The 21,638-nt window shown below is 71.1% G+C and carries 25 protein-coding genes; 10 read left to right on the top strand and 15 right to left on the bottom strand.

What is annotated here, in order from left to right; translation table 11 throughout:
• Positions 1–4: 4 nt before the first annotated feature.
• Both ABZ906_RS10620 and ABZ906_RS10615 read right to left on the bottom strand, forming a co-directional pair.
• Positions 5–307 (bottom strand): CDGSH iron-sulfur domain-containing protein, encoded by a 303-nt coding sequence (locus tag ABZ906_RS10620; protein WP_361380122.1) that lies wholly within the window; start codon positions 305–307, stop codon positions 5–7.
• A complete protein-coding gene (locus tag ABZ906_RS10615; protein ID WP_361380119.1) occupies positions 291–1,007 on the bottom strand; it encodes a HemK2/MTQ2 family protein methyltransferase in 717 nt (238 codons plus the stop codon). The genes ABZ906_RS10620 and ABZ906_RS10615 overlap by 17 nt, the downstream gene beginning before the upstream one ends.
• A gap of 374 nt (positions 1,008–1,381) precedes the next feature.
• Between ABZ906_RS10615 and ABZ906_RS10610 the strand changes: the two genes are divergently transcribed.
• The gene (locus tag ABZ906_RS10610; RefSeq protein WP_361182903.1) at positions 1,382–1,738 is read left to right on the top strand and encodes a PRC-barrel domain-containing protein; all 357 of its coding nucleotides are present in this window, start codon (positions 1,382–1,384) and stop codon (positions 1,736–1,738) included.
• 246 nt (positions 1,739–1,984) lie between these two features.
• Here ABZ906_RS10610 and cpt read toward each other — a convergent pair whose 3' ends face one another.
• Together cpt and ABZ906_RS10600 are read right to left on the bottom strand one after the other, a co-directional pair.
• A complete protein-coding gene (gene cpt / locus ABZ906_RS10605) occupies positions 1,985–2,518 on the bottom strand; it encodes a chloramphenicol phosphotransferase CPT (protein WP_361380116.1) in 534 nt (177 codons plus the stop codon).
• Positions 2,519–2,594: 76 nt separating this feature from the next.
• Positions 2,595–3,074 (bottom strand): hypothetical protein, encoded by a 480-nt coding sequence (locus tag ABZ906_RS10600; RefSeq protein ID WP_361182899.1) that lies wholly within the window; start codon positions 3,072–3,074, stop codon positions 2,595–2,597.
• Between the two features lie 125 nt (positions 3,075–3,199).
• Here ABZ906_RS10600 and ABZ906_RS10595 point away from each other — a divergent pair, with 125 nt between their 5' ends.
• Positions 3,200–4,420: a 4-hydroxybenzoate 3-monooxygenase gene (locus tag ABZ906_RS10595; RefSeq protein WP_361380113.1), complete on the top strand. Its 1,221-nt coding sequence runs from the start codon at positions 3,200–3,202 to the stop codon at positions 4,418–4,420.
• A gap of 92 nt (positions 4,421–4,512) precedes the next feature.
• The gene (locus tag ABZ906_RS10590; protein WP_361380110.1) at positions 4,513–6,018 is read left to right on the top strand and encodes a SulP family inorganic anion transporter; all 1,506 of its coding nucleotides are present in this window, start codon (positions 4,513–4,515) and stop codon (positions 6,016–6,018) included.
• A gap of 29 nt (positions 6,019–6,047) precedes the next feature.
• Here ABZ906_RS10590 and ABZ906_RS10585 read toward each other — a convergent pair whose 3' ends face one another.
• From ABZ906_RS10585 to ABZ906_RS10575, 3 genes are all read right to left on the bottom strand, one after another.
• Positions 6,048–7,265 carry an acyl-CoA dehydrogenase family protein gene (locus tag ABZ906_RS10585; protein ID WP_361380107.1) on the bottom strand — a complete coding sequence of 406 codons (1,218 nt, stop codon included), beginning with the start codon at positions 7,263–7,265 and terminating at the stop codon, positions 6,048–6,050.
• Positions 7,266–7,309: 44 nt separating this feature from the next.
• The gene (gene sfnG / locus ABZ906_RS10580; protein ID WP_361380104.1) at positions 7,310–8,401 is read right to left on the bottom strand and encodes a dimethylsulfone monooxygenase SfnG; all 1,092 of its coding nucleotides are present in this window, start codon (positions 8,399–8,401) and stop codon (positions 7,310–7,312) included.
• A gap of 208 nt (positions 8,402–8,609) precedes the next feature.
• Complete coding sequence (locus ABZ906_RS10575) at positions 8,610–8,678, bottom strand: putative leader peptide (protein ID WP_361183524.1); 69 nt, start codon at positions 8,676–8,678, stop codon at positions 8,610–8,612.
• Between the two features lie 161 nt (positions 8,679–8,839).
• Between ABZ906_RS10575 and ABZ906_RS10570 the strand changes: the two genes are divergently transcribed.
• The 4 genes from ABZ906_RS10570 (at position 8,840) to ABZ906_RS10555 (ending at position 12,719) form a co-directional block, all read left to right on the top strand.
• Positions 8,840–9,493 (top strand): YceI family protein, encoded by a 654-nt coding sequence (locus ABZ906_RS10570; RefSeq protein WP_361380101.1) that lies wholly within the window; start codon positions 8,840–8,842, stop codon positions 9,491–9,493.
• 211 nt (positions 9,494–9,704) lie between these two features.
• On the top strand, positions 9,705–11,288 hold the full coding sequence (locus ABZ906_RS10565; protein WP_361380099.1) for an FG-GAP repeat protein: 1,584 nt from the start codon (positions 9,705–9,707) through the stop codon (positions 11,286–11,288).
• A gap of 98 nt (positions 11,289–11,386) precedes the next feature.
• The gene (locus ABZ906_RS10560; RefSeq protein ID WP_361182886.1) at positions 11,387–11,926 is read left to right on the top strand and encodes an isochorismatase family cysteine hydrolase; all 540 of its coding nucleotides are present in this window, start codon (positions 11,387–11,389) and stop codon (positions 11,924–11,926) included.
• Positions 11,927–11,966: 40 nt separating this feature from the next.
• A complete protein-coding gene (locus tag ABZ906_RS10555) occupies positions 11,967–12,719 on the top strand; it encodes a uracil-DNA glycosylase (protein WP_361380096.1) in 753 nt (250 codons plus the stop codon).
• Between the two features lie 69 nt (positions 12,720–12,788).
• On the opposite strand, the gene ABZ906_RS10550 is transcribed toward ABZ906_RS10555, so the two are convergent.
• Both ABZ906_RS10550 and ABZ906_RS10545 read right to left on the bottom strand, forming a co-directional pair.
• Entirely contained in the window at positions 12,789–12,980 is a 192-nt protein-coding gene (locus ABZ906_RS10550; RefSeq protein WP_361182884.1) for a CsbD family protein, read from the bottom strand.
• A 125-nt stretch (positions 12,981–13,105) separates the two neighbouring features.
• Positions 13,106–13,567 (bottom strand): VOC family protein, encoded by a 462-nt coding sequence (locus tag ABZ906_RS10545; protein ID WP_361380093.1) that lies wholly within the window; start codon positions 13,565–13,567, stop codon positions 13,106–13,108.
• Positions 13,568–13,691: 124 nt separating this feature from the next.
• Between ABZ906_RS10545 and ABZ906_RS10540 the strand changes: the two genes are divergently transcribed.
• The gene (locus tag ABZ906_RS10540) at positions 13,692–14,693 is read left to right on the top strand and encodes a YafY family protein (RefSeq protein WP_361380090.1); all 1,002 of its coding nucleotides are present in this window, start codon (positions 13,692–13,694) and stop codon (positions 14,691–14,693) included.
• A gap of 95 nt (positions 14,694–14,788) precedes the next feature.
• On the opposite strand, the gene ABZ906_RS10535 is transcribed toward ABZ906_RS10540, so the two are convergent.
• The 4 genes from ABZ906_RS10535 to ABZ906_RS10520 all read right to left on the bottom strand — a co-directional run bounded on the left by ABZ906_RS10535 (position 14,789) and on the right by ABZ906_RS10520 (position 16,987).
• Complete coding sequence (locus ABZ906_RS10535) at positions 14,789–15,193, bottom strand: peptidase M23 (protein WP_361380087.1); 405 nt, start codon at positions 15,191–15,193, stop codon at positions 14,789–14,791.
• Positions 15,194–15,256: 63 nt separating this feature from the next.
• On the bottom strand, positions 15,257–15,655 hold the full coding sequence (locus tag ABZ906_RS10530) for a hypothetical protein (protein WP_361182878.1): 399 nt from the start codon (positions 15,653–15,655) through the stop codon (positions 15,257–15,259).
• Positions 15,656–15,767: 112 nt separating this feature from the next.
• Positions 15,768–16,391, bottom strand: a complete 624-nt coding sequence (locus ABZ906_RS10525) for a hypothetical protein (RefSeq protein ID WP_361380084.1) — start codon at positions 16,389–16,391, stop codon at positions 15,768–15,770.
• Positions 16,388–16,987, bottom strand: coding sequence for an RNA polymerase sigma factor (locus ABZ906_RS10520; RefSeq protein ID WP_361380081.1), 600 nt, complete (start codon positions 16,985–16,987; stop codon positions 16,388–16,390). Before ABZ906_RS10520 ends, ABZ906_RS10525 begins: the two co-directional genes overlap by 4 nt.
• A gap of 252 nt (positions 16,988–17,239) precedes the next feature.
• On the opposite strand from ABZ906_RS10520, the gene ABZ906_RS10515 reads away from it, so the two are divergent.
• Entirely contained in the window at positions 17,240–18,337 is a 1,098-nt protein-coding gene (locus tag ABZ906_RS10515) for a S1 family peptidase (protein WP_361380078.1), read from the top strand.
• Positions 18,338–18,443: 106 nt separating this feature from the next.
• On the opposite strand, the gene ABZ906_RS10510 is transcribed toward ABZ906_RS10515, so the two are convergent.
• Positions 18,444–19,235, bottom strand: coding sequence for an MBL fold metallo-hydrolase (locus ABZ906_RS10510; protein WP_361380075.1), 792 nt, complete (start codon positions 19,233–19,235; stop codon positions 18,444–18,446).
• Between the two features lie 66 nt (positions 19,236–19,301).
• Complete coding sequence (locus tag ABZ906_RS10505) at positions 19,302–20,807, bottom strand: carotenoid oxygenase family protein (protein WP_361380072.1); 1,506 nt, start codon at positions 20,805–20,807, stop codon at positions 19,302–19,304.
• A gap of 246 nt (positions 20,808–21,053) precedes the next feature.
• Between ABZ906_RS10505 and ABZ906_RS10500 the strand changes: the two genes are divergently transcribed.
• Positions 21,054–21,635, top strand: coding sequence for a helix-turn-helix domain-containing protein (locus ABZ906_RS10500; RefSeq protein ID WP_361380069.1), 582 nt, complete (start codon positions 21,054–21,056; stop codon positions 21,633–21,635).
• Positions 21,636–21,638 lie beyond the last annotated feature (3 nt).

Raw genomic sequence — 21,638 nt, 5'->3', positions numbered from 1 at the left:
TCCCCTAGGACTCCTGGTCGGTGGCGGCGTCGGTGCCGGCGTCGGTGCCGGCGTCGGTGTCGGTGTCAGGTTCGGGCTCGTCGTCCTGCCTGACGCGGCGGCGGTGGCTGGTGTCGCACCACGGGTACGTACGGCTGCGGCGGCAGGTGCAGATCGCGGCGGTGAAGCGCCGGGAGGCGATGACCCGGCCGTCGTCGCCGACCACTTCGACCGGGCCCTCGACGAGCAGGGGGCCTTCGGGGTCGATGGTGACGCGGCGGGGCCGCTGCTCGCGCGGGGCCGGCGCGGGATCAGGTGCGTTCGGCACGGATGACCACCAACTCCTCCATGTACTCGTCGGTCCCGTCGTTTCTGTCGTTCCCGGCGAGTTCCTCGCCGAGCAGACCCCGGCCGCGCAGGAAGGTACGGCGCGAGCGCAGGACGGGCCCGAACGGGATCAGGGCGTGGTCGGCGACCGTGGTCCGAAGACCGGCCTTCGAGAGGCGGCGCACGGTGGCGTCCGTGCCGGACAGGGCCGAGTGGACCATGAGCAGCACGCCTCCCGGGCGCAGCGCTTCGGGGGCCGCGTCGCAGATCCGGTCGATCACCGCGCGGCCGTCCTGCCCCGCGTCCCAGGACCTCGCCGCGCCGCGCCGCGGCAGCCGCACGGAGGGGGAGGGGACGTACGGGGGATTGCTCGCCACGACGTCGAAGGACCGGCCGGGGACGGCCGCCGTGAGGTCGCCCCGCAGGACGGTGATGCGCTGCCGCGTCACCAGCGCGTTGAGACGGGCGGTCAGGACGGCACGCCGGGCGATGTCCACCGCCGTCACCCTGGCGCCGAGCCGCGCCGCGTGCACGGCCAGCGCGCCGCTGCCGGTGCCGAGGTCCAGTACGTCCGTGCCCGGACCGATGGCCTCGCGGCACAGGGCGCGTGCGAGGAGACCCGTGTCGTCCTGCGGCGCGTAGACACCGGGCAGGGTCAGCAGGTGCCAGGGGACAGCCGGGACGGTCGTATGCGCGACCATCACTCACCTCCGGTCGTCATGGGTCTCACGGCACGCGAACCGCTCGCGCCGGGCCCTCTCACCACGATCCGCCGTTCCGGCACCGGCCACCACTCGGGTGATGACAGACGGTGACGGTCCCGGTCGGCTGCACGCACCTCTGGCCTCATGGATTCCTTTGGGTGCTCGGAGCTCGCTCCCGCGACTTTCGTCTCCCCCGGGTGCCCGGTGAACCGTGTCGCACACGTGTCCCTATCGGAATCGGCTGCGCGCAGACGGCCGGATTCTTCTGTTTGCCGCCTTTCCGGGAGGGCACCCGGTGCTGCGGAGGTTGATCATCTCCTCCCGTTATGCGAATCCCTGCCTTTCAGGGGAAACCAATTGAGGAGTTCTCGATGAGCAACGAAATCTGGAGCTACGCCCCGACCGCCGGGCACGGCCCGGACGCAGACCTGACCGGCTACAAGGTAGAGGCCGCCGACGGACATATCGGCAAGGTCGACAAGCACTCGAACGAGGTCGCCAACCAGTACATCGTCGTCGACACCGGAGTGTGGATCTTCGGCAAGGAGGTGCTGCTGCCTGCGAGCACCGTCACCGCCATCGACCACGAGGCGCGGAAGATCCTGGTCTCGCGCACCAAGGACCAGATCAAGGAGGCGCCCGAGTTCGACAAGGAGAAGCACCTGGGCGACCCCGCGTACCGTGACCAGCTCGGCGGTTACTACGGCGGTCTCGGTCCGGGTCACTGACCCTCGGGCGGGCGCCGGCGCACCGCCGCAATGACGATGAATGACACTGTTGGCGTCCGGGGCGTGAGGTGCCCCGGACGCCAACAGGCGTCTCAGGGCTATTCATGGCGCGGCGAGATTGATTATTCCGACCGCATTCCATGGGTGGGTGTACTGCAATAGACCGAGCCCTGTCGGATTCAGTGTCTGTTTACCCGTCGGCCTTATGCGATTTCCCCGGATGCGGCCCCGGCAGCGGCCTTTCCGTCAGGCGATGCGGGCGGCGATGGCCCGTGCGCACTCCAGGGACTCGGCCTCCGTCGTGTCCACCTCCATGTCGTAGAGCACGCCGCGATGGACCACTTCCGCCTGGGAGGCCGCCATCCCGGCGACCCGGTCACCCCGCGCCGTCTCCCGGCCCGCGGCGACCGCGCCGGCACAGCGGACGCCGACCCACAGCACCGGCAGATCACCGAGGGACTTCCGCCAGCGCTCCTGTGACGCCGGGCCGCCGAGGAAGACCTCGTCGACGATGACTCTGGCGCCGGCCCGGGCCATCGCCGCGATCCCCTCGATCCACGCCGCCTCCAGCGTGCGGAACTCCGGGCCTACGGTCACCTCGCCGTCCGCGGCGACCTCGATCCCGTCGGACGCGGTGCGCATGGCCGCGGGCAGTGCGTCGACGAACGTGTCGCAGCCGAACGTCAGCCACGGATCCGGAAGCACCGCCTGCAGACATCGCGCGATGCCGGACTTGCCGGAGCTCGAACCACCATTGAGAACGATCACTTGAGCCGTCACGGCGCCACAGTAGAAGCATCGCCGCGCCACGGGAAACGAATTGCCGTGCCTTCGTGCCTTCGTGCCTTGGGCCGGGTCAGCCCGTGCCGTCGTACGGGCTGGTGTACGGGCTGATGCGGCGGTAGGCGGCGCGTGCGTGCAGGACGCGGCCCGCCGTCGTGCCGATGAGAGCGGCGGCAAGGAGGCAGGCCATCCACTCGGGGTCGCGGTGCCCGGCCCAGGAGATCTCCCCTATGGGATGGGCGGCGAAATAGTTGAGGAGCATCCAGCACAGCAGGGCCGTCCCCGGCGCCGCGGCGAATCGGCCCCGCACCCCGAGGAGCGCGGCAAGCACCGAGAGGGCCGCGAGGGCGAATCCGGTGCGGTCGAGCGCGCCCAGCAGATCGAGCACGGTCACCAGCGCGAAGGCGCCCGCGCAGGCGCCCGTCCAGAGGAAAGGCGTGGCCACGGGTTCGGGAACGACCCGCACGCCCTTGGCGATGTACCGCCACTCCAGCACCGTCGACTCCTCCCCACCGCCGGTCCGCCGGGGCGCCGCTGCCCCGGGAACGTCCATGACCGGCGCCTCCCGCACCAGGACCGACGCTCCGGAGATCGGGCACGGGGCGTGGTCCCGGCCAGATTGTCGCACCCGTATTCGGGGTGGTCTTCCATTCGTCGTGTACCCGTCATAATTTCCGGATGGACCTCGCCTCAACTCCCGAGCACCCCGCGCCGCGACAGCGCGCCCGCATCGTCGTCGTGGGAGCCGGACCGGCGGGGCTCACCGTCGCCAACATCCTGCGTGCCGCTGCGGTGGACTGCGTGGTCCTGGAGACGGAGAGCAGGGAGTTCATCGAACAGCGGCCCCGCGCGGGCTTCATCGAGGAGTGGGCGGTGCGCGCCCTGGAGCGGCGTGGCCTTGCCGACCGGCTCCTCGCGCACGCGCAGACGCACGGCGAATGCGAGTTCCGGTGGGCGGGGGAGAGCCACCGGTTCCCCTACGGCGAGCTGTCGGGCAACCGGCATTTCGTCTACCCCCAGCCCCTGTTGGTCACGGACCTGGTGCGCGCCTACGCCGACCGCGCGGACGGCGACATCCGCTTCGGCGTACGCGACGTGGAACTGCACGGCATCGACACGGACCGCCCCGCGGTGTCGTACACGGACCCGCGCACGGGCGAGCGCGTACGCGTCGACTGCGACGCCGTCGCGGGCTGCGACGGCGCACGCGGCGTGACGCGCACCTACCTGGCGGACCGGGCCACCGTCGCCCGGCACGACTACGGAATCGGCTGGCTCGCTCTGCTCGCCCAGGCGCCGCCGTCATCGGACTGCGTCGTCTTCGGCATCCACCCGCGCGGATTCGCGGCGCACATGGCCCGAAGCCCCGAGGTCACCCGCTACTACCTCGAGTGCCCGCCCGGCGACGACCCCGCCAACTGGCCGCACGAGCGTGTCTGGTCCGAGCTGCACGCCCGCCTCTCGGTGGCGGGGGCGCCGCCGCTCACCGAGGGACCACTGATCGAGAAGCGCGTCCTCGACATGCACAACTACGTCGTGGAGCCGATGTCCCACGGGCGCCTGTACCTCGCGGGCGACGCCGCCCACCTGGCCGCTCCGATCGCCGCGAAGGGCATGAACCTGGCGCTGCACGACGCGCTGCTGCTGGGCGACGCACTCGTGGCCCACTGCACGAAGGGCGACGACAGCGCCCTGAGCGGATACTCGCAGGCCTGCCTGTCGCGGGTGTGGCAGTACCAGGAGTTCTCGCAGTGGCTCTCCGAGCTGCTGCACGGGACGTCGTCGGGCGACCCGTTCAGGGCGGGCACCGCAACCGCCCGGCTGCGCAGGATCCTGCGCTCCCCGGCCGCCGCGGCCGCGTTCGCCGAGCTCTACATCGGGCAGGGCGCCGGCAACTGAATCACCCCTCGACCACTGCCGTAACGTAGGGGTGCTGCTCGCGGGGCCGACTCGCGCGCCCCCCTTCTTCCCGAGCACGACAGGTACTTCCCTTGCCCACGTCCGTACTGTCCCCGGCCGCCCGGCTGCGGGGTTTGCGCCCCGACTGGCTGTCCGACCCGAAGGTCTGGCGCACCGAGGCGCTCGCCGGTCTGGTGGTCGGCCTCGCGTTGATCCCCGAGGCGATCTCGTTCTCGATCATCGCCGGGGTCGACCCCGCGATCGGCCTGTTCGCGTCCTTCACGATGGCCGTGACCATCTCCGTCGTCGGCGGGCGCCGCGCGATGATCTCGGCGGCGACCGGTGCCGTCGCGCTGGTGATCGCGCCCCTGAACCGCGAGCACGGTTTCGGGTATCTCGTCGCGGCCGTGATCCTCGCCGGTGTCTTCCAGATCGTCCTCGGCGCGATCGGCGTCGCCAAGCTGATGCGGTTCGTGCCGCGCAGCGTGATGGTCGGCTTCGTGAACTCCCTGGCCATCCTGATCTTCATGGCCCAGGTCCCGGAGATGCACGACGTGCCCTGGCCGGTCTATCCACTGATCGCGGCCGGGCTCGCCCTCATGGTGTTCTTCCCCAAGGTCACCACGGTGATCCCGGCCCCGCTCGTCTCGATCGTCGTCCTCACGGTCGTCACGGTCGCCGCCGGGATCGCGGTGCCGACCGTCGGCGACAAGGGAGAACTGCCGTCGTCCCTGCCGGTACCGGGCCTGCCCGACGTGCCGTTCACCGTGGACACGCTGACGACCGTCGCGCCCTACGCGCTCGCCATGGCGCTGGTCGGCCTGATGGAATCCCTGATGACCGCCAAGCTCGTCGACGACATCACCGACACCCGCTCCTCCAAGAAGCGCGAGTCCATCGGACAGGGCATCGCCAACATCGTCACCGGCTTCTTCGGCGGCATGGGCGGCTGCGCCATGATCGGCCAGACGATGATCAACGTAAAGGTGTCCGGGGCCCGCACCCGCCTGTCCACCTTCCTCGCGGGCGCCTTTCTGATGGTTCTGTGCATCGTCTTCGGACCCGTCGTCTCCGACATCCCCATGGCCGCCCTGGTCGCCGTCATGGTGATGGTCTGCTTCGCGACCTTCGACTGGCACTCCGTCGCGCCGAAGACGCTGCGGCGGATGCCCGCCGGCGAGATCGCGGTCATGGTCGTCACCGTGGCGTGCGTGGTCGCCACGCACAATCTCGCCGTCGGCGTCGTCGCGGGATCGATCACGGCGATGGCCGTCTTCGCCAAGCGCGTCGCCCACCACGCCGAGGTCACCGCCCTCTCCGACCATCACGCCGGCACCGTCACCTACTCCGTCACCGGCGCGCTGTTCTTCGCCTCCGCCAACGATCTCGTCGGACGGTTCGACTACGCCGGTGACCCCGACAAGGTCGTCATCGACCTGAGCGCCGCCCACGTCTGGGACGCCTCCTCCGTCGCCGCCCTGGACGCGATCGAGACCAAGTACGCCCAGCGCGGCAAGACGGTGGAGATCATCGGCCTGAACGGGCCGAGCGCCCGGATCCACGAGAAGCTCAGCGGCGAACTCACCGGCAGCCACTGAGCCACTCGCGCCGGGGCCACTGCCCGGCGTCACGAATACCAGGTGGGTTCCGGGAGCTCACCGGTCAGGACGTGCCGCCCGACCTCGCGGCGCTTGTAGGCGACGGGGTCGTGCAGGGTGTGGGTGCGTACGTTGCGCCAGAACCGGTCGAGTCCCTCGGAGGACGCGGTGGAGCGGGCGCCGGTCACCTCGAAGACCTGGCCGGTGATCTCCAGGGCGACCTCCGTGGCCCGCGCCTTCACCGCCGCGACCCGCACCTCGAATACCCCGCGGGACTGCTTGGTGACCGCGTCCGGGTCGTCGTGCAACGCCTGGCCCTCCAGGGCGACGGCGTCGGCCAGCGCCTCGACGGCCCACAGCTTGGCGGTGAGATCGCCGTAGATGTCGATGACGTACGGCTCGTCGACGGCCGTGTCGTGGCCGCCGTGCAGCCAGGGGCGGGACTTGGCCGTGGTGTACGAGGCGGCCGTCTCCAGGGCGCCGGCGGCGATGCCCAGGTAGAAACTGACGAAGACCAGCTGGATGGTGGGGACGTTGAGCGTGTTGTAGACGCGCGGCCTGAACTCCTTGTCGACGTATCCGGCGGCCGACGCCCACGGCGTGCGCACGCCGTCCAGGGTCACCCCGCCGCTCTCGGTGAGCCGCTGGCCGATGTTGTCCCAGTCGTCGTGGAAGGTCAGGCCCTCGCTGTCGGACGGCACGATGGCGAAGACATGCTGGTCCGTGCCCTCGATGACGCCTTCGAGCACGGTGACGTCGGAGACCTTGCTGCCGGTGGAGAAGGACTTGCGTCCGGTGAAGACCAGGTCGTCGCCTTCCTCCGTGACCACCACGTCGTGATCGCGCGGGTTGACCGCGCCGCCGAAGAACCACCGCCCGCGGGCCGCCTCGGCCTCGACGTGCTCCCACTGCTCGCGGGTGCCCACCAGGCGTGCGGCCCAGTTCCACAGGTAGTGGTAGCCGAGCAGCTGGCCGATCGAGCCGTCGGCCTTGGCGACCTCGCGCACGACGCGGTAGGCCGTCGGCCAGTCCTGACCGGCCCCGCCGTGCTCGACCGGCCCGAGGAGCGTGACCAGACCGGAGTCCTTGAGCAACTGGACCTCGGCGTAAGGGGTGCGGCCCGCCTTGTCGCGGGCGACGGCATCGGTGGCCAGTACGGCCGCGACCTGCGCGGCGCGGTCGATCCAGGCCCGGGAGTCCGCGGGGGCGGGGAGGGTCTGCCAGTCGGCGGGTACGACGGTGCTCATGTTGCTGCCTTTCTCGGGGAGTTGGGGCGAGGGGAAGAGGTGGGTCAGTCGGTGGCCGAGGCTTCGAGCTCGCGGACGATCGGGAGCACCTTCTTGCCGAAGTACTCCACTTCTTCCAGGTAGTGCAGGAACCCGAGCAGGAAGAGGTCCACGCCGAGCCGCTTGTAGGCGACGATGCGCTCCGCGATCTGTTCCGGGGTGCCGATCAGACCCGTACGGAACCCGTCGTTGTACTGGACGAGGTCCTCGAAGGAGGAGTCCTGCCACATGCCCTTGCCGTCGGCGGCCGATCGCCCCGCCTGTTTGACGGCGGCCCCGAAGCCCTCGACCGCGTCGGTGTCGGCCTTGGCGACGATCTCGCGGAGCGTCTCACGGGCCTCGGCCTCCGTGTCACGGGCGATGAGGAAGCCGTTGAGGCCGAAGCGGGGCGCGGTGCGTCCGGCCGCCGCGGCCGAGGAGCGTACGTCCCGGATCTGCTCGGTGACGCCGTCGAAGTCCTTGCCGTTGGAGAAGTACCAGTCGGACACGCGGCCCGCCATGGCGCGGGCCGCGGTGGAGTTGCCGCCCTGGAAGATCTCCGGGTGCGGGCGCTCGGGGGTGTTGAGGGGCTTGGGCTTGAGGGAGAAGTCGCGGATCCGGTAGAAGTCACCGGCCAGTTCGGCGTGGTCCTCGGTCCAGACCGCGCGCAGCGCCCGGATGAACTCCTCCGAGCGGCGGTAGCGCTCGTCGTGCTCCAGCCAGGGCTCGCCGAGCGCGGTGAACTCGTCCTTGAACCAGCCGCTGACGACGTTGACGGCGAACCGTCCGCCCGACAGCTGGTCCGCGGTCGCGCCGAGCTTGGCGAGCACCCCCGGATGCCACAGGCCCGGATGGACGGCGGCGATCACCTTCAGGCGCTGGGTGGCGAGCAGCAGGGCGAGGCTGAAGCTGGTCGACTCGTGCTGGAACTCGGCGCCGTAGCTGGCCATGTAGCGCACCTGGCTCAGGGCGTAGTCGAAGCCGTTGTTCTCGGCGAGGACGGCCAGTTCGCGGTTGTAGTCGTAGCCCCAGTCGGTGCGCTGCTCGATCTTGCTGGTGACGAGGCCACCGCTGACGTTGGGGACCCAGTACGCGAAGCGCGCGGGTTCGGATGACATGGGGGAGCTCCTGGGGGTTCGGGGCATGCCGGTGACATGGGGGGCGTGCGTCAGGGAGCGCTGATCACAAGGCGTCGCTCACAAGGCGTCGCTCACGCACGGCGAAGGAGGCCGCGGACGCGCCGTCGGGCGATCAGCGAAGGAGAGAAGGAAGGAAGGAAGAAAGAAGCGAAGAACGAGGAAAGAAGGGCCGAGCGGAGGCCGGAGGTCAGCGGCGACAGAAGGAGCCGGCAAGACGTCCGAGGTCGATGTGGCGGCGCTGCGTGAGCCTGCGCATATCGATCAACTCCTCGCTGGACGGGACCGGATCCACCCCGCCGAACGGCGGGAGGAGCGCGGTCCGTTCACACGTTAGCGAGCGAAGCCGCTCCCGGTCGATTCGGCATTGACGAGGGGCTGATAGGGCTCCCCTTTCACCGGCACCGGGGAAGGTGACATTTGTACCGGGCGATCGACGACATCCGGATCTGCCCCCTGCCGCGCCGCGCGAGCACGATGAATGCAGTGATCGCGGTGGCGGACGAGCCGCCGCGGACAGCGGGAGAGGGCGGTGCGGACGTCATGGTGATGCCGACGAGGAAAGAGCAGAGCGAGCTTCGCAGCGGCACGTACGAGATCGACCCGGCGGCCTCGACGGTGCGGTTCGGGATGCGCACGGTGTTCGGACTGTTCCCGGTGCGGGGCACCTTCGGCATCGACCGTGGGCGGATCACCGTGACCGATGCCGTCGAGGACTCCTCGGTGGATGTGACCATCCGGACGGATACGTTCGACTCCGGGCTGCGCCGCCGTGACCGGCATGTCGTGTCCGCCGACTATCTCGATGCGGCGGGCCACCCGGAGATCGTGTTCCGCAGCCGCGGGGTGACGCGGTCCGCGGAGGGTACGGCGGAGCTGGCGGGGGAGCTGACGGTGCGAGGCGTCACGCGGCCCGTCGCCGTCGCCGTCGGGGCGGTCGTGCCGGACGGGCGGCGGCTGACCGTCGAGGGCACGGCCACCGTCGACCGGTACGCGTTCGGCGTGACCACGGCGAAAGGCATGACCGGCCGCCGCCTGAAGCTCCGCCTCACGGTCGAAGCGATCGCCCGCTGAAGGCTGCGGCTGCCCCACGCGTCCCCCGCCCGAGGTCCGCGTTCCGCAACTGATGTCACTGCTGTGTCACGCCCACGGCGTGCACCACAACTCCCGTACGGCCTCCCGGGTCGAACTGGGCGTCAGTGAGGAACGGGCGCTTACCGAGAGATCACGCCACATGAGCGGATCTTTCGGCTCGTACGCCATCAGACCTACGGGGGAGCAGGACATGACCAGCACGACCACCAGCACGACCGCCAGCACGTCCGCCGACACGACCACCAGCACGACCACCGGAACGACCCGCCCGCACCGCACCACGCGCCGCACGAAGACGTCCGCCGCCGTGGCGGCCGCCTCCTTCCTGCTGCTCGCGGGCGTCGGCATCGCCGCGGCCCCCGCGGCCCTCGCGGGCGTGCCGGGCGGCACCAGCGCCGCGGACCGCAACTCCGACTTCGACGGCGACGGTTACGACGACGTCCTGATCGGCGCTCCGGACGGCACCGTCAGCGGCAAGGAGGGCGCCGGTTACGTCACCGTCCAGTACGGAGCGGCCAACGGCATCGGCGTCAACAACAGTGTGCCCAAGGCACGTACGGCCGTGTTCAGCCAGTCCACCGCGGGTGTGCCGGGCAGCTCGGAGGCGTACGACTCCTTCGGCACGTCCGTCGCCACCGGCGACCTCGACGGCGACGGCTACGACGACGCGGTCATCGGCGCGCCCGGCGAGGACGTGGGCGATGCGGAGAACTCCGGCCGGGTGACCGTCCTGTTCGGCTCGAAGACCGGGCTGCGCGCCGACCGCGCCCTGAACCTCGCCGCCGCCTCCCCGCAAGAGGGCGCCCGCTTCGGGATGTCCGTCACCGCGGCCCGCTTCACCGGCGCGACCCCGGCCGACGTGATCGCCGTGCTCGACAGCAGAGGCGCGCAGCTGTTCACCTACGCCGGGGGCGAGTTCGGCCACACCGACTCCGTGGACACCACGGAGCACCCCGCCGGAACCGCGATCCAGCCCGGCTACCTCACCACCGGCGACTACGACAGCGACGGCTACGCCGACCTGGTCATCTCGGGCTACAGCCCCGACGACGGCCACAAGCAGGGCTGGTCGTCCGTCTACGCGGGCGGCGAGAGCGGCGTCTCGCACCAGCGGGACCTGAACGGCGGCCTGGGCACCGCGTCCGGCGACATCAACAACGACGGGTACGACGACCTGGTCGTGGGCCAGATCCGCACGTCGGACGAGCAGCCGCAGGGCGCGAACGGCGGTCTGGCGGGCGTCTATTACGGCGGTGACGAAGGCCCCGTGGGCCAGGAGCCCGACAACGCGCCGCAGTGGTGGACGCAGGACTCGCCGGGCGTCCCCGGCACGGCGGAGGAAGGCGACGCCTGGGGCGGCGAGCTCTCCGTGGACGACGTCGACGGAGACGGCTGCGCGGACGTGGCCGTCGGCGCGGCGGGCGAGGACGTGGGCACGGTCCGGGACGCGGGCGCCGTCTGGCTGCTGCGCGGCTCGGCCGACGGCCTGACCGCCACCGGCGCGCAGTCCTTCGACCAGAACACCGCCGCCGTTCCCGGCGTCGTGGAGGAGAGCGACGGGTGGGGCGGCCAGCTCCGCCTCGCCGACACGGACGCCGACGGCCGCTCCGAGCTGATCGCGGCGGCACCGGGCGAGAACACGCACGACGGAGCGGTCTGGGTGCTGCCCGCGAGCACGAAGGGCCTGGTGACGGACGGTTCCTGGTCGTACGGCGGAGCGGCTCTCGGCGCCCCGGCGACGGGCGCGGCGTTCGGTGCGTCCGTCGACGAGTGACCGTCTGACCGGGGACGCCGGTGCGGGCCGGGCGGCCCGCACCGCGTCCGCTGGCGGGGCACCCGCGTTACGGGTGTGGCGCGTGATGGACTCGGGGCATGGCTCAGAAGGCTCTCATCGTCGTAGACATGATCAACATGTATGACCACCCGGACGCGGAGATCCTCCGGAAGTCGGTCAGGGAGGTGCTGCCGAACGTCCGCAGAGTGATCGAGCGGGCGCGGGCCGACGACATCACGGTCATCTACGCCAACGACAATTTCGGCCTGTGGCGCTCACACCACGACGAGCTCCTGGACATCGTCCTGAACGGCCCGCACGCGGAGTTGGTCGCGCCGATCCGCCCCGAGGGCGACTCGCTCTTCGTGGTGAAGGCCCGGCACTCGATCTTCTACGACACTCCGCTGGAGTACCTGCTCAGCCAGCGCGGCATCGACTCCGTGCTCCTGTGCGGCCAGGTGACCGAGCAGTGCATCCTCTACTCGGCGCTCGACGCCCACATCAGGCATCTGGAGGTCGTCGTGGCCGAGGACGCCTGCGCGAGCATCCACGGTGACCTCGCCGAGGCCGCCCTGCGGATGATGGAACGGAACATGCAGGCGCGGCTCGTGCGTTCCACGGACGACGAGCTGTTCTGAGGACGTACGAGCAGAGGGGAGACGACCCGGGGTGGCCCGCATGGATCCGCTGACCGAACTGGACGCGCGTATCTCGGGATGTACCGCGTGCCCGCGCCTCGTCGCCTGGCGGGAGGAGGTCGGGCGGGTCAAACGGGCCGCCTTCGAGGACTGGACGTACTGGGCCCGGCCGGTGCCCGGCTTCGGGCCCGCGGATGCCTCGATGCTCGTCATCGGGCTCGCCCCCGCGGCGCACGGAGGAAACCGGACGGGCCGGATGTTCACGGGCGACCGCTCCGGAGACGTCCTGTACAAGGCGATGTACGAACTGGGCCTGGCATCAAGCCCGTCGGCCGTCTCCGTGGACGACGGGCTGACGCTGCGCGGGGTGCGGGTGACGTCGCCGGTGCACTGCGCCCCACCCGAGAACAAACCGACCCCGGGCGAGCGCGACATGTGCAGACCCTGGCTCGTACGGGAAATGGAGATCCTCGGCCCGCGTCTTCGCTCGGCGGTGATCCTCGGAGCGTTCGGCTGGCAGGCGGCGCTGCCCGCCTTCGCTGCGGCGGGCTGGCAGGTGCCGAAGCCGCGGCCGAAGTTCGCGCACGGCGCGCGGGTGACGCTGGAGCGCGCGGACACCACCCGGAAGACCGGGGAGCCCGTCGTATCCCCGGCTCCCGGCCCCGTCACCCTCTACGGCTGCTTCCACGTCAGCCAGCGCAACACGTTCACCGGACGGCTGACGCCGGACATGCTCAAGGACGTCCTGCGCGAGGCCGCCGGAGAAGCGGCCGTCCCGCCGTACGCGCCCTGAACACCCCATCCGGCACCGGAAACGGCCGAAGCCCCCGCTCGCCTGGAGCGGGGGCTTCGCCGGAGTCGGTCAGCTCTGGCGGCGCTTGAGGGACTCCTGCGCGTCCTGGGCGCGGTCGCGCATACCGCCCATGGCCTTCTTGACCTCGCCCTTGGCCTGGTCGGCCTTGCCCTCGGCCTGCTTGTCACGGTCGCCCATGACCTTGCCGCCCATTTCCTTGGCCTTGCCCTTCATCTTGTCCATGCCGCCCTTGTCAGCCATGACCTACTCCTTTGTCGGTACAGCGCCCACCGGTTCCACCTGTGATGCGGGCCTCTGCATTCAACGTAGGCGGCCTACGGGGACCCCGCGCGTCCAGCCGTCACGCACCGTCACGGCGGACGGATTCAGTCCAGGCAGAACTCGTTGCCCTCCGGGTCGGTCATCACGATGTGACCCGCGCTCATCGGGGGGAAGGGCTCCTCGCGGCGCACCCGCCGGGCTCCCAGGGCCACGAGGCGGTCGCACTCCGTCTCCAGCGCGGCCATCCGCTCCTCTCCCCGAAGGCCGGGAGCCGCGCGGACGTCGAGGTGGACGCGGTTCTTGGCGACCTTGTCCTCCGGCACCTGCTGGAAGAACACGCGGGGGCCGAGCCCTGCCGGGTCCTCGATGGCCGAGCGCGCGTTGCGCTGATCCTCCGGTACGCCGATCCGTGCGAGGAAGTCGTCCCAGGCGGCCAGTGCGTCCGCGCCCTCGGGCAGGTCGACTCCGGGCGGTCCGGGGTGGATGTAGTCCAGCGCGTCGCGCCAGAAGGACGACAGGGCCCGCGGGTCGTGGGCATCGAAGGTGATCTGCAGGTGGCGGCTCATCGGGTTGCTCCGTTCACGGCGGAATGCGACGTCCGGTTCCAGGCGGTTTCGTCTGGGTTCGTGAAACCACTGTGACAGCACAGGCGGACAGGATCGGTCCGCTATCTCTGGCAGGGTTGGCGCCATGGACGGGACACGCGCCGAAGAGCGGGGCACGACGGAGCGGGTGCTCACGCTGCTCGGGCTGTTGCAGCAGCGCCGGGTCTGGACCGGCCCCGAGTTGGCCGACCGGCTCGGGGTCACGCCCCGCACCGTGCGCCGCGACGTGGAGCGGCTGCGCGCGCTCGGTTATCCGGTGCACGCCGGGCAGGGGGTCGGCGGCGGCTACCGCCTCGGCCAGGGGCAGGAGTTGCCGCCACTGCTTCTCGACGACCAGGAGGCCATCGCCACCGCGGTCTCGCTCCTCGCCGGGGCGGGCGGCGCGGTCGCGGGCGCCGGAGATGCCGCACTGCGGGCGCTGACCAAGCTCGACCAGGTGCTGCCCGCCCGGCTCCGGCACGAGGTGCGCGCGCTCACGGGCTCGGTGGAGTCCTTCGGCGGCGGCCGCACGCCCGTCGACCCCGACGTGCTCATGACCCTGGCCAGGGCCTGCCGCGACGAGGTCGAGGCCGGTTTCGGCTATCGGTCCGGGGGCGAGGAGCGACGGCGGCGGGTCGAGCCCTACCGCCTGGTCGCGTCCGACCGGCGCTGGTACCTCTTCGCCTACGACCTCGACCGCGAGGACTGGCGCACCTTCCGCGTCGACCGGATGACCGAAGCGTCCGCACGGACCTGGCGTTTCAAGCCGCGCGACGCACCCGACGCGGCGGCGTACGTACAGGAGGGCGTGGCGAGCCGCGTCTACTCGCACCGGGCGCGCTTCCTCGTGCACGCGCCCGCCGACACGGTGCGCGCGCAGATTCCGGCTGCGGCGGCGGTCGTGCGGCAGCGCGGGAGCGAGCGGTGCGAGGTGCTCAGCGGCGGCGAACGTCTCGATGCCGTACTGCTGCACATGCTCCTGCTGGGGCACGACTTCGAGGTCCTCGACCCGCCGGAACTCGGGGAGCGCTGCCGAGAGATGGCGCGCAGGCTGCTGGCGGCCGGGGAATCGGTCGCGGCACCGGCCGCGCAGTCGCCGGAATCATGAGAGGTGCCCCCGACCCCGAGACGCGCCTCCCAGACTATGAGACGCGCCTCCCGCTGCCTTCGGGTGGCAGCGGGAGGCGCGTGGCAAGGGGCGCGTCAGCAGTCGGGCACGCCGTCGATCTTCTCGCCGCCCACCAGGTAGACATTGCTGATCCACAGGCCGTCACTGCCGCCGGGCAGTTCGACGTAGGACCACCAGCTGCTCGATCCCTGACCCGGCTCGGAGACGAAGTCGCCCTTGCGCTGGCAGAAGTCGATCAGCTTGCCCGGGCCGAACGTGGTCGGCGAGTCCGAGCTGACGGACGGTTCGACGTGCAGGCGCACGTTGCTGGCCCAGACCTGGACCTCCTTGCCCGCCAGGGCCTGCTGCGCCGCGGCGGGACCGACCGCCGCGGGCGCGCCCCCGGCCGACGCCGACGCCGTCGCCGGTGCGATCAGCGTGAGCGCGCCGGCGGCCACCGCCAGTGCCGCGGTCCGTCCGGTGATACGCGGAATCCTCATGTGTTGCTCCCCGTTGGTTGGTTCGGTTCGGTCGTTCACTCGCTCGGTCGTCGAGTCGTCCGGTCAGGCGCCGCAGACCGGGACGCCGGGCAACTGGTTGGAGGGCGTGTCCACGTAGTAACTGGCGATCCAGCCGCGTGAGTCACCCCGCTCGATGAAGACCCACCAGTCGTTGCCGCTGACCGTCGCGCCCTTGCGCTGGCAGCGGGCCTCGAAGGACTGACCGGGCTGCAACTTGCCCGAGACGACGGGGCAGTTGCCGGGCGACGGGAATCCGTCGCAGGTCGCCGGCGACTGCGGGTTGTCACGGACGTTCACATTGGTCGCCCAGACGGTGAAGGCGGCGGCTGCTCCCGCCTTCGGCGCCGCGTCGGCGGAAGCCGTGCCCGCCGTCACGGCCAGGCCGCCCGCGGTCACCGCCAGTGCCGCGACGGTCCCGGTCAGAAAGGTACGTACGCTCATGTTCGTTCTCCCCGTGTAGTGCGTACTCTCATGCGCTACACGGGGCGCGACGGCCTCCCGTATGACACCCGATGATGTGACCTGCGTCACATTGCCGTCAGTGGGTGTTGTCCTACACGCAGTCGGGCACGTCCGCGCTGTTGCGCGTGCGGACGCCGGGGAGCCAGCCCTCCGCGCCGAGCGCCGTGCGCACCAGATACCACCGCGTGGACGTGATCCCCTTCTCGTCCTCCACGAGCGTGCCGTCGGCGATGACGCACAGCGCCTCCAGCGGGTCGCCGTGCCAGACGACGGCCGCCCGGTTGCCGGGCGCGGCATAGCGCTCGTACGGATCCTTCGCGACCCGCAACGCGCATTCCAGGGTGCGCAGTTCACGGCAGGCCGCCTCGGCGTTGTGCACCGTGACGGTCACGCTCCGCCCTCCCGCGGGAAGCACCGGCCGGTGTTGCGCGGCCGGACGCACCAGCCACCACGTCCCCAGCGCGACCGCGCCGACCAGCGCCGCCGCGACGACGAGAGTGAGGCGGCGGCGCCCGCCCGGCGAGCCGAGAGGGGCGGCCAGGCGATGGGGCAAGCCCTGGCGGCGCTCGGCGGGAGCGTCGGCCCGGACGCGGTCCCACAGTCCGTGCGGCACCTCGATCGCCTCGTCGGCGGCGCGCAATCGCTCGCGCAGCACGGCGACCGCGGCGTCATCGGGACCCGGAGTCGGGTGGTCGGGGCCCGGATTCGAGTTCATGACGCCTTCCCTTCCTCGGGCTCGGGAGCGGACCGCGCCGCGACGAGCATGCTGCGCAGGCTGTCCAGGGCGCGCGTGCGGTGACGGGCCGCGGTGCCCCGGTGCACCCTCATGATCTTCGCGGCCTCGTCGATGGTGTACCCGTCGAGATCGACGAGGATGACGACGCCCGCCTGCCGCGCCGAGAGCCTGCTCAGCAGCCGCACGGCCTCCCACTCGCCCTGCCGCCGCTCGAGCCCGCCGTCCCAGGCGCCGTCGACGAAGGCGGTTCCGTGCGCGCCGCCGCTCTCGGAGGCCCGCACCGCGGCATGCGTCTCGACGTCCTCGATGAGCACCTGGCGTCTCTCCCGTCGGTAGGAGTCCCGCACGACGCTCAACAGGGCCGAGAAGGCGTAGGCGTAGGGCTCGGGATGGGCCAGCAGCCGCTCGGGACGCCCGGCGAGCTTGAGATAGGCCTCGTGCACCGCGTCCTCGGCGAGCTGCCGGGAACCGGAGAACATCACGGCTCTGCGATAGAGCCTGGGCAGCAGGCCGCAGAAGACGTCGTCGAACGCTGCCCTGTCAGGCTTCGCGCCACCACTCTGTTCCTTGGCCATAGCCGCGTGAGGCTACCCCACCGCACGACGCGCGAATCCGGTGTTCCGCTCTTGGTCGCCCCCGGCGCTCGGCCGGGGGCGCATTAACTGATTACCCATCAAGACCCCTTCTCAGCCCTGCCGATGAACACAACTCTCGTCCCACCCGTATCTAGGGCCGGACATGTCCCCGGCTTCGGCCGGTGACCGAGACCGGCATCCCCCACAGGAGGCGACGAGTTGAGGCACAAGCGGATACCCAAGCGAAAGGCCGTGCTGGCAGGGGCCGCGGCGATGGGCATGGTCGCGACAGCCGTCCTGCTGCAGCAGGCCAACGCCTCGCAGTCCGGGACGGAGGCCGCCGAGGGGCCCGCCGCCAAGAGGATCAGCGCGGCATCGGCGGCCGAGCTCCTGGAGCCGATGGCCTCGCAGCTCGGCGACGCCTACGGCGGGGCGTACTACGACGAGGCCAAGCAGCAGCTCGTCGTCAACGTCGTGGGTGACGACAACGCGGTCGACGTGCAGGTGCGCAGAGCCGGAGCGGTGGCGCGGAGCGTCGACAACAGCACGGGTGAACTGGGCACCGCAGCGAAGACGCTGGCGAGCCGGGCCACCATCGCCGGAACCGCGTGGGCCACGGACCCTCGGACCAATCAGATCGTGGTCACGGCCGACCGCACGGTCACCGGCGAACGCTGGGACAAGCTCGAGGCGACCGTCGATTCGCTGGGCACGGGCATGGCCCGCATCCAGAAGTCCGCGGGCGAGTTCAAGCCCTTCGCCTCGGGCGGTGACGCCATCTTCGGCGGAGGCGCGCGCTGTTCGCTCGGCTTCAACGTGACGACCGAGGACGGGAGCCCCGGCTTCCTCACCGCGGGGCACTGCGGGGTCGCCGCCGAGAGCTGGTCGGATGCCCAGGGCGGCGCGGCCATCGGTACCGTCCAGGCCGCCACGTTCCCGGGAGACGGTGACTTCGCCCTGGTCACGTACGACGATCCGGCCACCGAGGCCCCCAGCGACGTCAACACGGGGGACGGCCAGACCGTGGAGATCACGCAGGCTGCCGAGGCCGCGGTCGGTCTGGAGGTGTCCCGCATGGGCAGCACGACCGGGCTCAACGAGGGCACCGTCACCGGGCTCAACGCCACGGTGAACTACGCGGAGGGCACCGTCACCGGGCTCATCCAGACCGATGTGTGTGCCGAACCGGGCGACAGCGGGGGCTCGCTGTTCACCGCCGACGGAAGCGCGATCGGCCTCACGTCGGGCGGCAGCGGCGACTGCACCGCGGGCGGCGAGACCTTCTTCCAGCCCGTGACGACCGCGCTGGCGGCGGTCGGCGCGGAGATCGGAGCAGGAGGCGACAATTGAAGTCGGCCCGGATGGCCACCCTCAGGGTGCGCGCCCTGACGTACGGCTTGCTGTGCATCGGCCGGGGCGCGGGCCGGAGAGCGTGACCCGGGCCGCGGCCGGCAGATCACCGGCCGCGGCCCGCGGCTCGACCGATCGAGAAGACGGCTCCGGGCGCCGCGTGGACGACGGGCCCTTCGAACCGGGTCGCGGCGCCGGCCACAGCCTGTTCCGGCGTGAGGGAGCGGCCCACATGCGTGACGATCAACCGCCCCGCACGAGCCGCGGAGGCCGTGTCCCCGGCGTCCTCGTGCGTGTGATGGACCTGCTCCCCGTCCGCGGGCCGCTCCGCGCTGTCGGCCTCGCACAGCAGTACGTCGCACCCCTCGGCCAGGGCGGTGAGGCCGGCGCACGGCGCCGTGTCCCCCGAGTAGACCAGCGAACTGTCCCCGGCCGCGACGCGCAGGGCGAAGGCCGGGATGCCGTGCGCCACCGCCCGGCTGGTCAGCGTGAGCGCGCCGACGGACACCTGGTGCCCGTCGTGCAGTTCATGAACGTCGAAGGCCGATTCGATCGGACTGCGGACCGCGGTGTTGGTGAGGAAGTGAGCGAGCCGGTCGGCGATGCCGGGCGGTCCGTACAAGGGGATCGGCGCGCTGAGCCGCACGTCGGCGTAGAGCGCCCCGTAATAGGCGGTCAGCAGGTCCGCGCTGTGATCGGCGTGCAGATGCGAGATCCAGATCGCGTCCAACTCGTCGAGGCTGGCGTGCCGTTGCAGCTGTGCGAGCGTCCCGCTGCCCGCGTCCACCCACACCCGGGTGGCGCCATGGGACACCAGATATCCGGAGCACGGATTGTCCACGCTCGGATAGGGAGTCGCGGAACCCAGAACGGTGAGACGGAGAAGATCGCTGGCCATCCGGCGAGTCTAGAACGCGTGGATCACCACCGGACGGGGTCCCTGTGCGGACCTGACCCGCCCCGGTCACGCGTCCGCCACCCAGCTTCCGTGGAAGCCCAGCGGCACCCTGCCGGGCAGGTGGATGCGGGCCAGCGGGTGACCGGTGAAGTCCTGTGCCGCGAGGATCACCAGGTCGGTCGCGCCGCGGTCGGGGTCGTGCACATAGGAGAGGACATAGCCGTCGTCCTCGTCCCGCGCGCCCCGGCGCGGCACGAACACCGGCTCGCTGGCCGCCGCCCCCTTCGGGAAGCGCACGACCTGCTTGCTGTCGCGCGACATGTCGTGCTTCACCAGGCAGTTGGTGAAATTCTCGTCCGGCGGGACCCCGTCGACCGTCTGGTACGCCCGCCACATCTCGGCCGCGCTGGTCGTATACGCGTAGCGGTGCCGACGCGAGACGAACGATTCGTTCACGCGGGGGAATTCCTGCGGCAGATCGTCGATACGGGTGCTGCGGACCCGCCCGGAGCGCAGGTCGATCGTCCAGCGGTCGAGTGTCGGCGTGCCGGTCGCGGAGGGGCCGCCGTTGCCCCGCCCCGCGACGTAGAGCGGGGCGGGCATGGAGCTGTACTCCACCACCACCTTGTCGCCCTGGTCGTATGCGTTCAGGGTGTGCGAGAAGAAGACCGGATCGATCTCGAACCAGCGGACGGCGCCCCCGGCCCGCGGCATGAGCCCTACGCGCATGGGGTGGCGGTCGTTCCAGGCGTACGGCACCATCGCACCCCGCTCGGCGGCAGCCGCGTCGAACGTGACGGGGACGTCCATGATCACCACGTATTTCCGGGTGAGCGCGAAGTCGTGCATCATCGGCGCGTCCGCCACCGGGATTCTGGTGGACCGCGCCACCCGCCCGGTCCCGTCGATCATGATGTGCCGCACGTGGTCCCACGTCGGGTAGTACGCCACCGCGTGCAACTCGTCCGCCGCGGCGTCGTACTTGGTGTGCGCGGTGAACGCCCCCTCCAGGGAGGAGCGGAAGTCGTACGGGCGCACCGTGCGGAGTTCGCCGTCCAGCTCATAGGGCAGCGGTCCGCTCTCCTGAAGCGCCAGGATCCGGCCCTTGTACGGGATCACGTGCGTGTTGCACGCGAAGTCGTCCGGTGGCGCCTGGCCCGGATAGGTCTCGCCCAGCTTCTTCGCCACCTGCGCGGAGCGCACCCAGCGGTTGCGGTACCACTCGGCGCGTCCGCCGCGCAGCCGCACCCCGTGCACCATGCCGTCGCCCAGCATCCAGTGGTGCGCCCGCGGATCCTCCAGACCCAGCGCGTTCGGCCCCGTGCGCAGATAGCGGCCGTCCAGGTCACGCGGCACACGGCCGGTGACCTTCAGGTCGAACGCGGTCAACTCCTCGGTGACCGGGGCGAACGCGCCCTCCAGGAACGGGAGCGACTTCTTGCCGCCCGCCGCCGTGCGGGTCGCGGCCCGCGCTGCCGGAGCGCCGTGGCCGGGGCCGAAGCCACCGACCACGCTGCCCGCTGCCGCGAGCGCCGCGCCTTGCAGAATCCTCCGTCGCGTATGACCGGTCATCACGTCTCCCCGTTCGCCGTCGGTGCCCGGCGGACGTCCGCCGGGCTGTTCGCTGGTGAGGGGATCAAGCCTCCTCCGGCGCGGGCCGCGGGTCAGGAGGCCTGGGGCCCGACCCGGGGGTGGTGCTGATGCCACCCCGGCTCAGCCGACCGACTCGCGGGGCCGGTCGTGCGTGGGGCAGCGGACCGTCCCTGAAAGGTCCGTCGGTCCGTGGCCGTGAGTAGCCGCCCGGTAGGGTTCGGGATCATGGCGCCTCGCACTACTCAGATCCTCGAAGCGGCCGCACGGCTCATCGCCCGTCGCGGCGTCCGCGGCCTGCGTGTCGAAGAGCTCGCCGCGGAGGCGGGTGTCTCGACCGGATTGATCTACTACCACTTCAAGGACCGCACCGGGATCCTGCGCCAGACCCTGGAATTCATCAACGACCGCGCCGAGCGCTACACCGCCGGTCATGTGGCGGAAGCCGAACCGCTCGCCCCGCGTGCGGAACTCGAAGAGACGCTCCTCCTGGAACTCCAGGACACCCCGGTGGTCAGGGAGAACAGCACGGCTTGGGGCGAGCTGCGGGCCAGCGCCGTCTTCGACGAAGCGCTGCGGGACGACCTCGCCAGGGCCACTCTGGTGTGGGTCCAGGAGGTCGCGGCTCTCCTCGGGCAGGTGCAGCCCATGGCCCCGCCTCCCGCGCTGGCCGCCGCGGCCGAGCGGCTTACTGCCCAGCTCGAAGGGCTGAGCATGCGCTGGCTCAGCGGCGGCCTGCGGATCGATCACGCGCGCGACCTGATGCGCGGCGCCGTCGACGCCGAGCTCGCGGCGCTGCGGGGGAAGTGACCG

This window comes from Streptomyces sp. NPDC046925 (genome assembly GCF_040644915.1).
Lineage (GTDB): Bacteria > Actinomycetota > Actinomycetes > Streptomycetales > Streptomycetaceae > Streptomyces.
Note: the sequence above shows the minus strand (reverse complement) of the source record. Positions and strands in the feature narration are given on the sequence as shown.

Excerpts from the sequence above, each read along its gene's own strand:
- ABZ906_RS10615 (WP_361380119.1), bottom strand. The coding sequence starts at position 1,007 with ATGGTCGCGCATACGACCGTCCCGGCTGTCCCCTGGCACCTGCTGACC.
- ABZ906_RS10610 (WP_361182903.1), top strand. The coding sequence starts at position 1,382 with ATGAGCAACGAAATCTGGAGCTACGCCCCGACCGCCGGGCACGGCCCG.
- ABZ906_RS10600 (WP_361182899.1), bottom strand. The coding sequence starts at position 3,074 with ATGGACGTTCCCGGGGCAGCGGCGCCCCGGCGGACCGGCGGTGGGGAG.
- ABZ906_RS10595 (WP_361380113.1), top strand. The coding sequence starts at position 3,200 with ATGGACCTCGCCTCAACTCCCGAGCACCCCGCGCCGCGACAGCGCGCC.
- ABZ906_RS10585 (WP_361380107.1), bottom strand. The coding sequence starts at position 7,265 with ATGAGCACCGTCGTACCCGCCGACTGGCAGACCCTCCCCGCCCCCGCG.
- sfnG (WP_361380104.1), bottom strand. The coding sequence starts at position 8,401 with ATGTCATCCGAACCCGCGCGCTTCGCGTACTGGGTCCCCAACGTCAGC.
- ABZ906_RS10565 (WP_361380099.1), top strand. The coding sequence starts at position 9,705 with ATGACCAGCACGACCACCAGCACGACCGCCAGCACGTCCGCCGACACG.
- ABZ906_RS10560 (WP_361182886.1), top strand. The coding sequence starts at position 11,387 with ATGGCTCAGAAGGCTCTCATCGTCGTAGACATGATCAACATGTATGAC.
- ABZ906_RS10555 (WP_361380096.1), top strand. The coding sequence starts at position 11,967 with ATGGATCCGCTGACCGAACTGGACGCGCGTATCTCGGGATGTACCGCG.
- ABZ906_RS10550 (WP_361182884.1), bottom strand. The coding sequence starts at position 12,980 with ATGGCTGACAAGGGCGGCATGGACAAGATGAAGGGCAAGGCCAAGGAA.
- ABZ906_RS10545 (WP_361380093.1), bottom strand. The coding sequence starts at position 13,567 with ATGAGCCGCCACCTGCAGATCACCTTCGATGCCCACGACCCGCGGGCC.
- ABZ906_RS10540 (WP_361380090.1), top strand. The coding sequence starts at position 13,692 with ATGGACGGGACACGCGCCGAAGAGCGGGGCACGACGGAGCGGGTGCTC.
- ABZ906_RS10535 (WP_361380087.1), bottom strand. The coding sequence starts at position 15,193 with ATGAGGATTCCGCGTATCACCGGACGGACCGCGGCACTGGCGGTGGCC.
- ABZ906_RS10530 (WP_361182878.1), bottom strand. The coding sequence starts at position 15,655 with ATGAGCGTACGTACCTTTCTGACCGGGACCGTCGCGGCACTGGCGGTG.
- ABZ906_RS10525 (WP_361380084.1), bottom strand. The coding sequence starts at position 16,391 with ATGAACTCGAATCCGGGCCCCGACCACCCGACTCCGGGTCCCGATGAC.
- ABZ906_RS10520 (WP_361380081.1), bottom strand. The coding sequence starts at position 16,987 with ATGGCCAAGGAACAGAGTGGTGGCGCGAAGCCTGACAGGGCAGCGTTC.
- ABZ906_RS10510 (WP_361380075.1), bottom strand. The coding sequence starts at position 19,235 with ATGGCCAGCGATCTTCTCCGTCTCACCGTTCTGGGTTCCGCGACTCCC.
- ABZ906_RS10505 (WP_361380072.1), bottom strand. The coding sequence starts at position 20,807 with ATGACCGGTCATACGCGACGGAGGATTCTGCAAGGCGCGGCGCTCGCG.
- ABZ906_RS10500 (WP_361380069.1), top strand. The coding sequence starts at position 21,054 with ATGGCGCCTCGCACTACTCAGATCCTCGAAGCGGCCGCACGGCTCATC.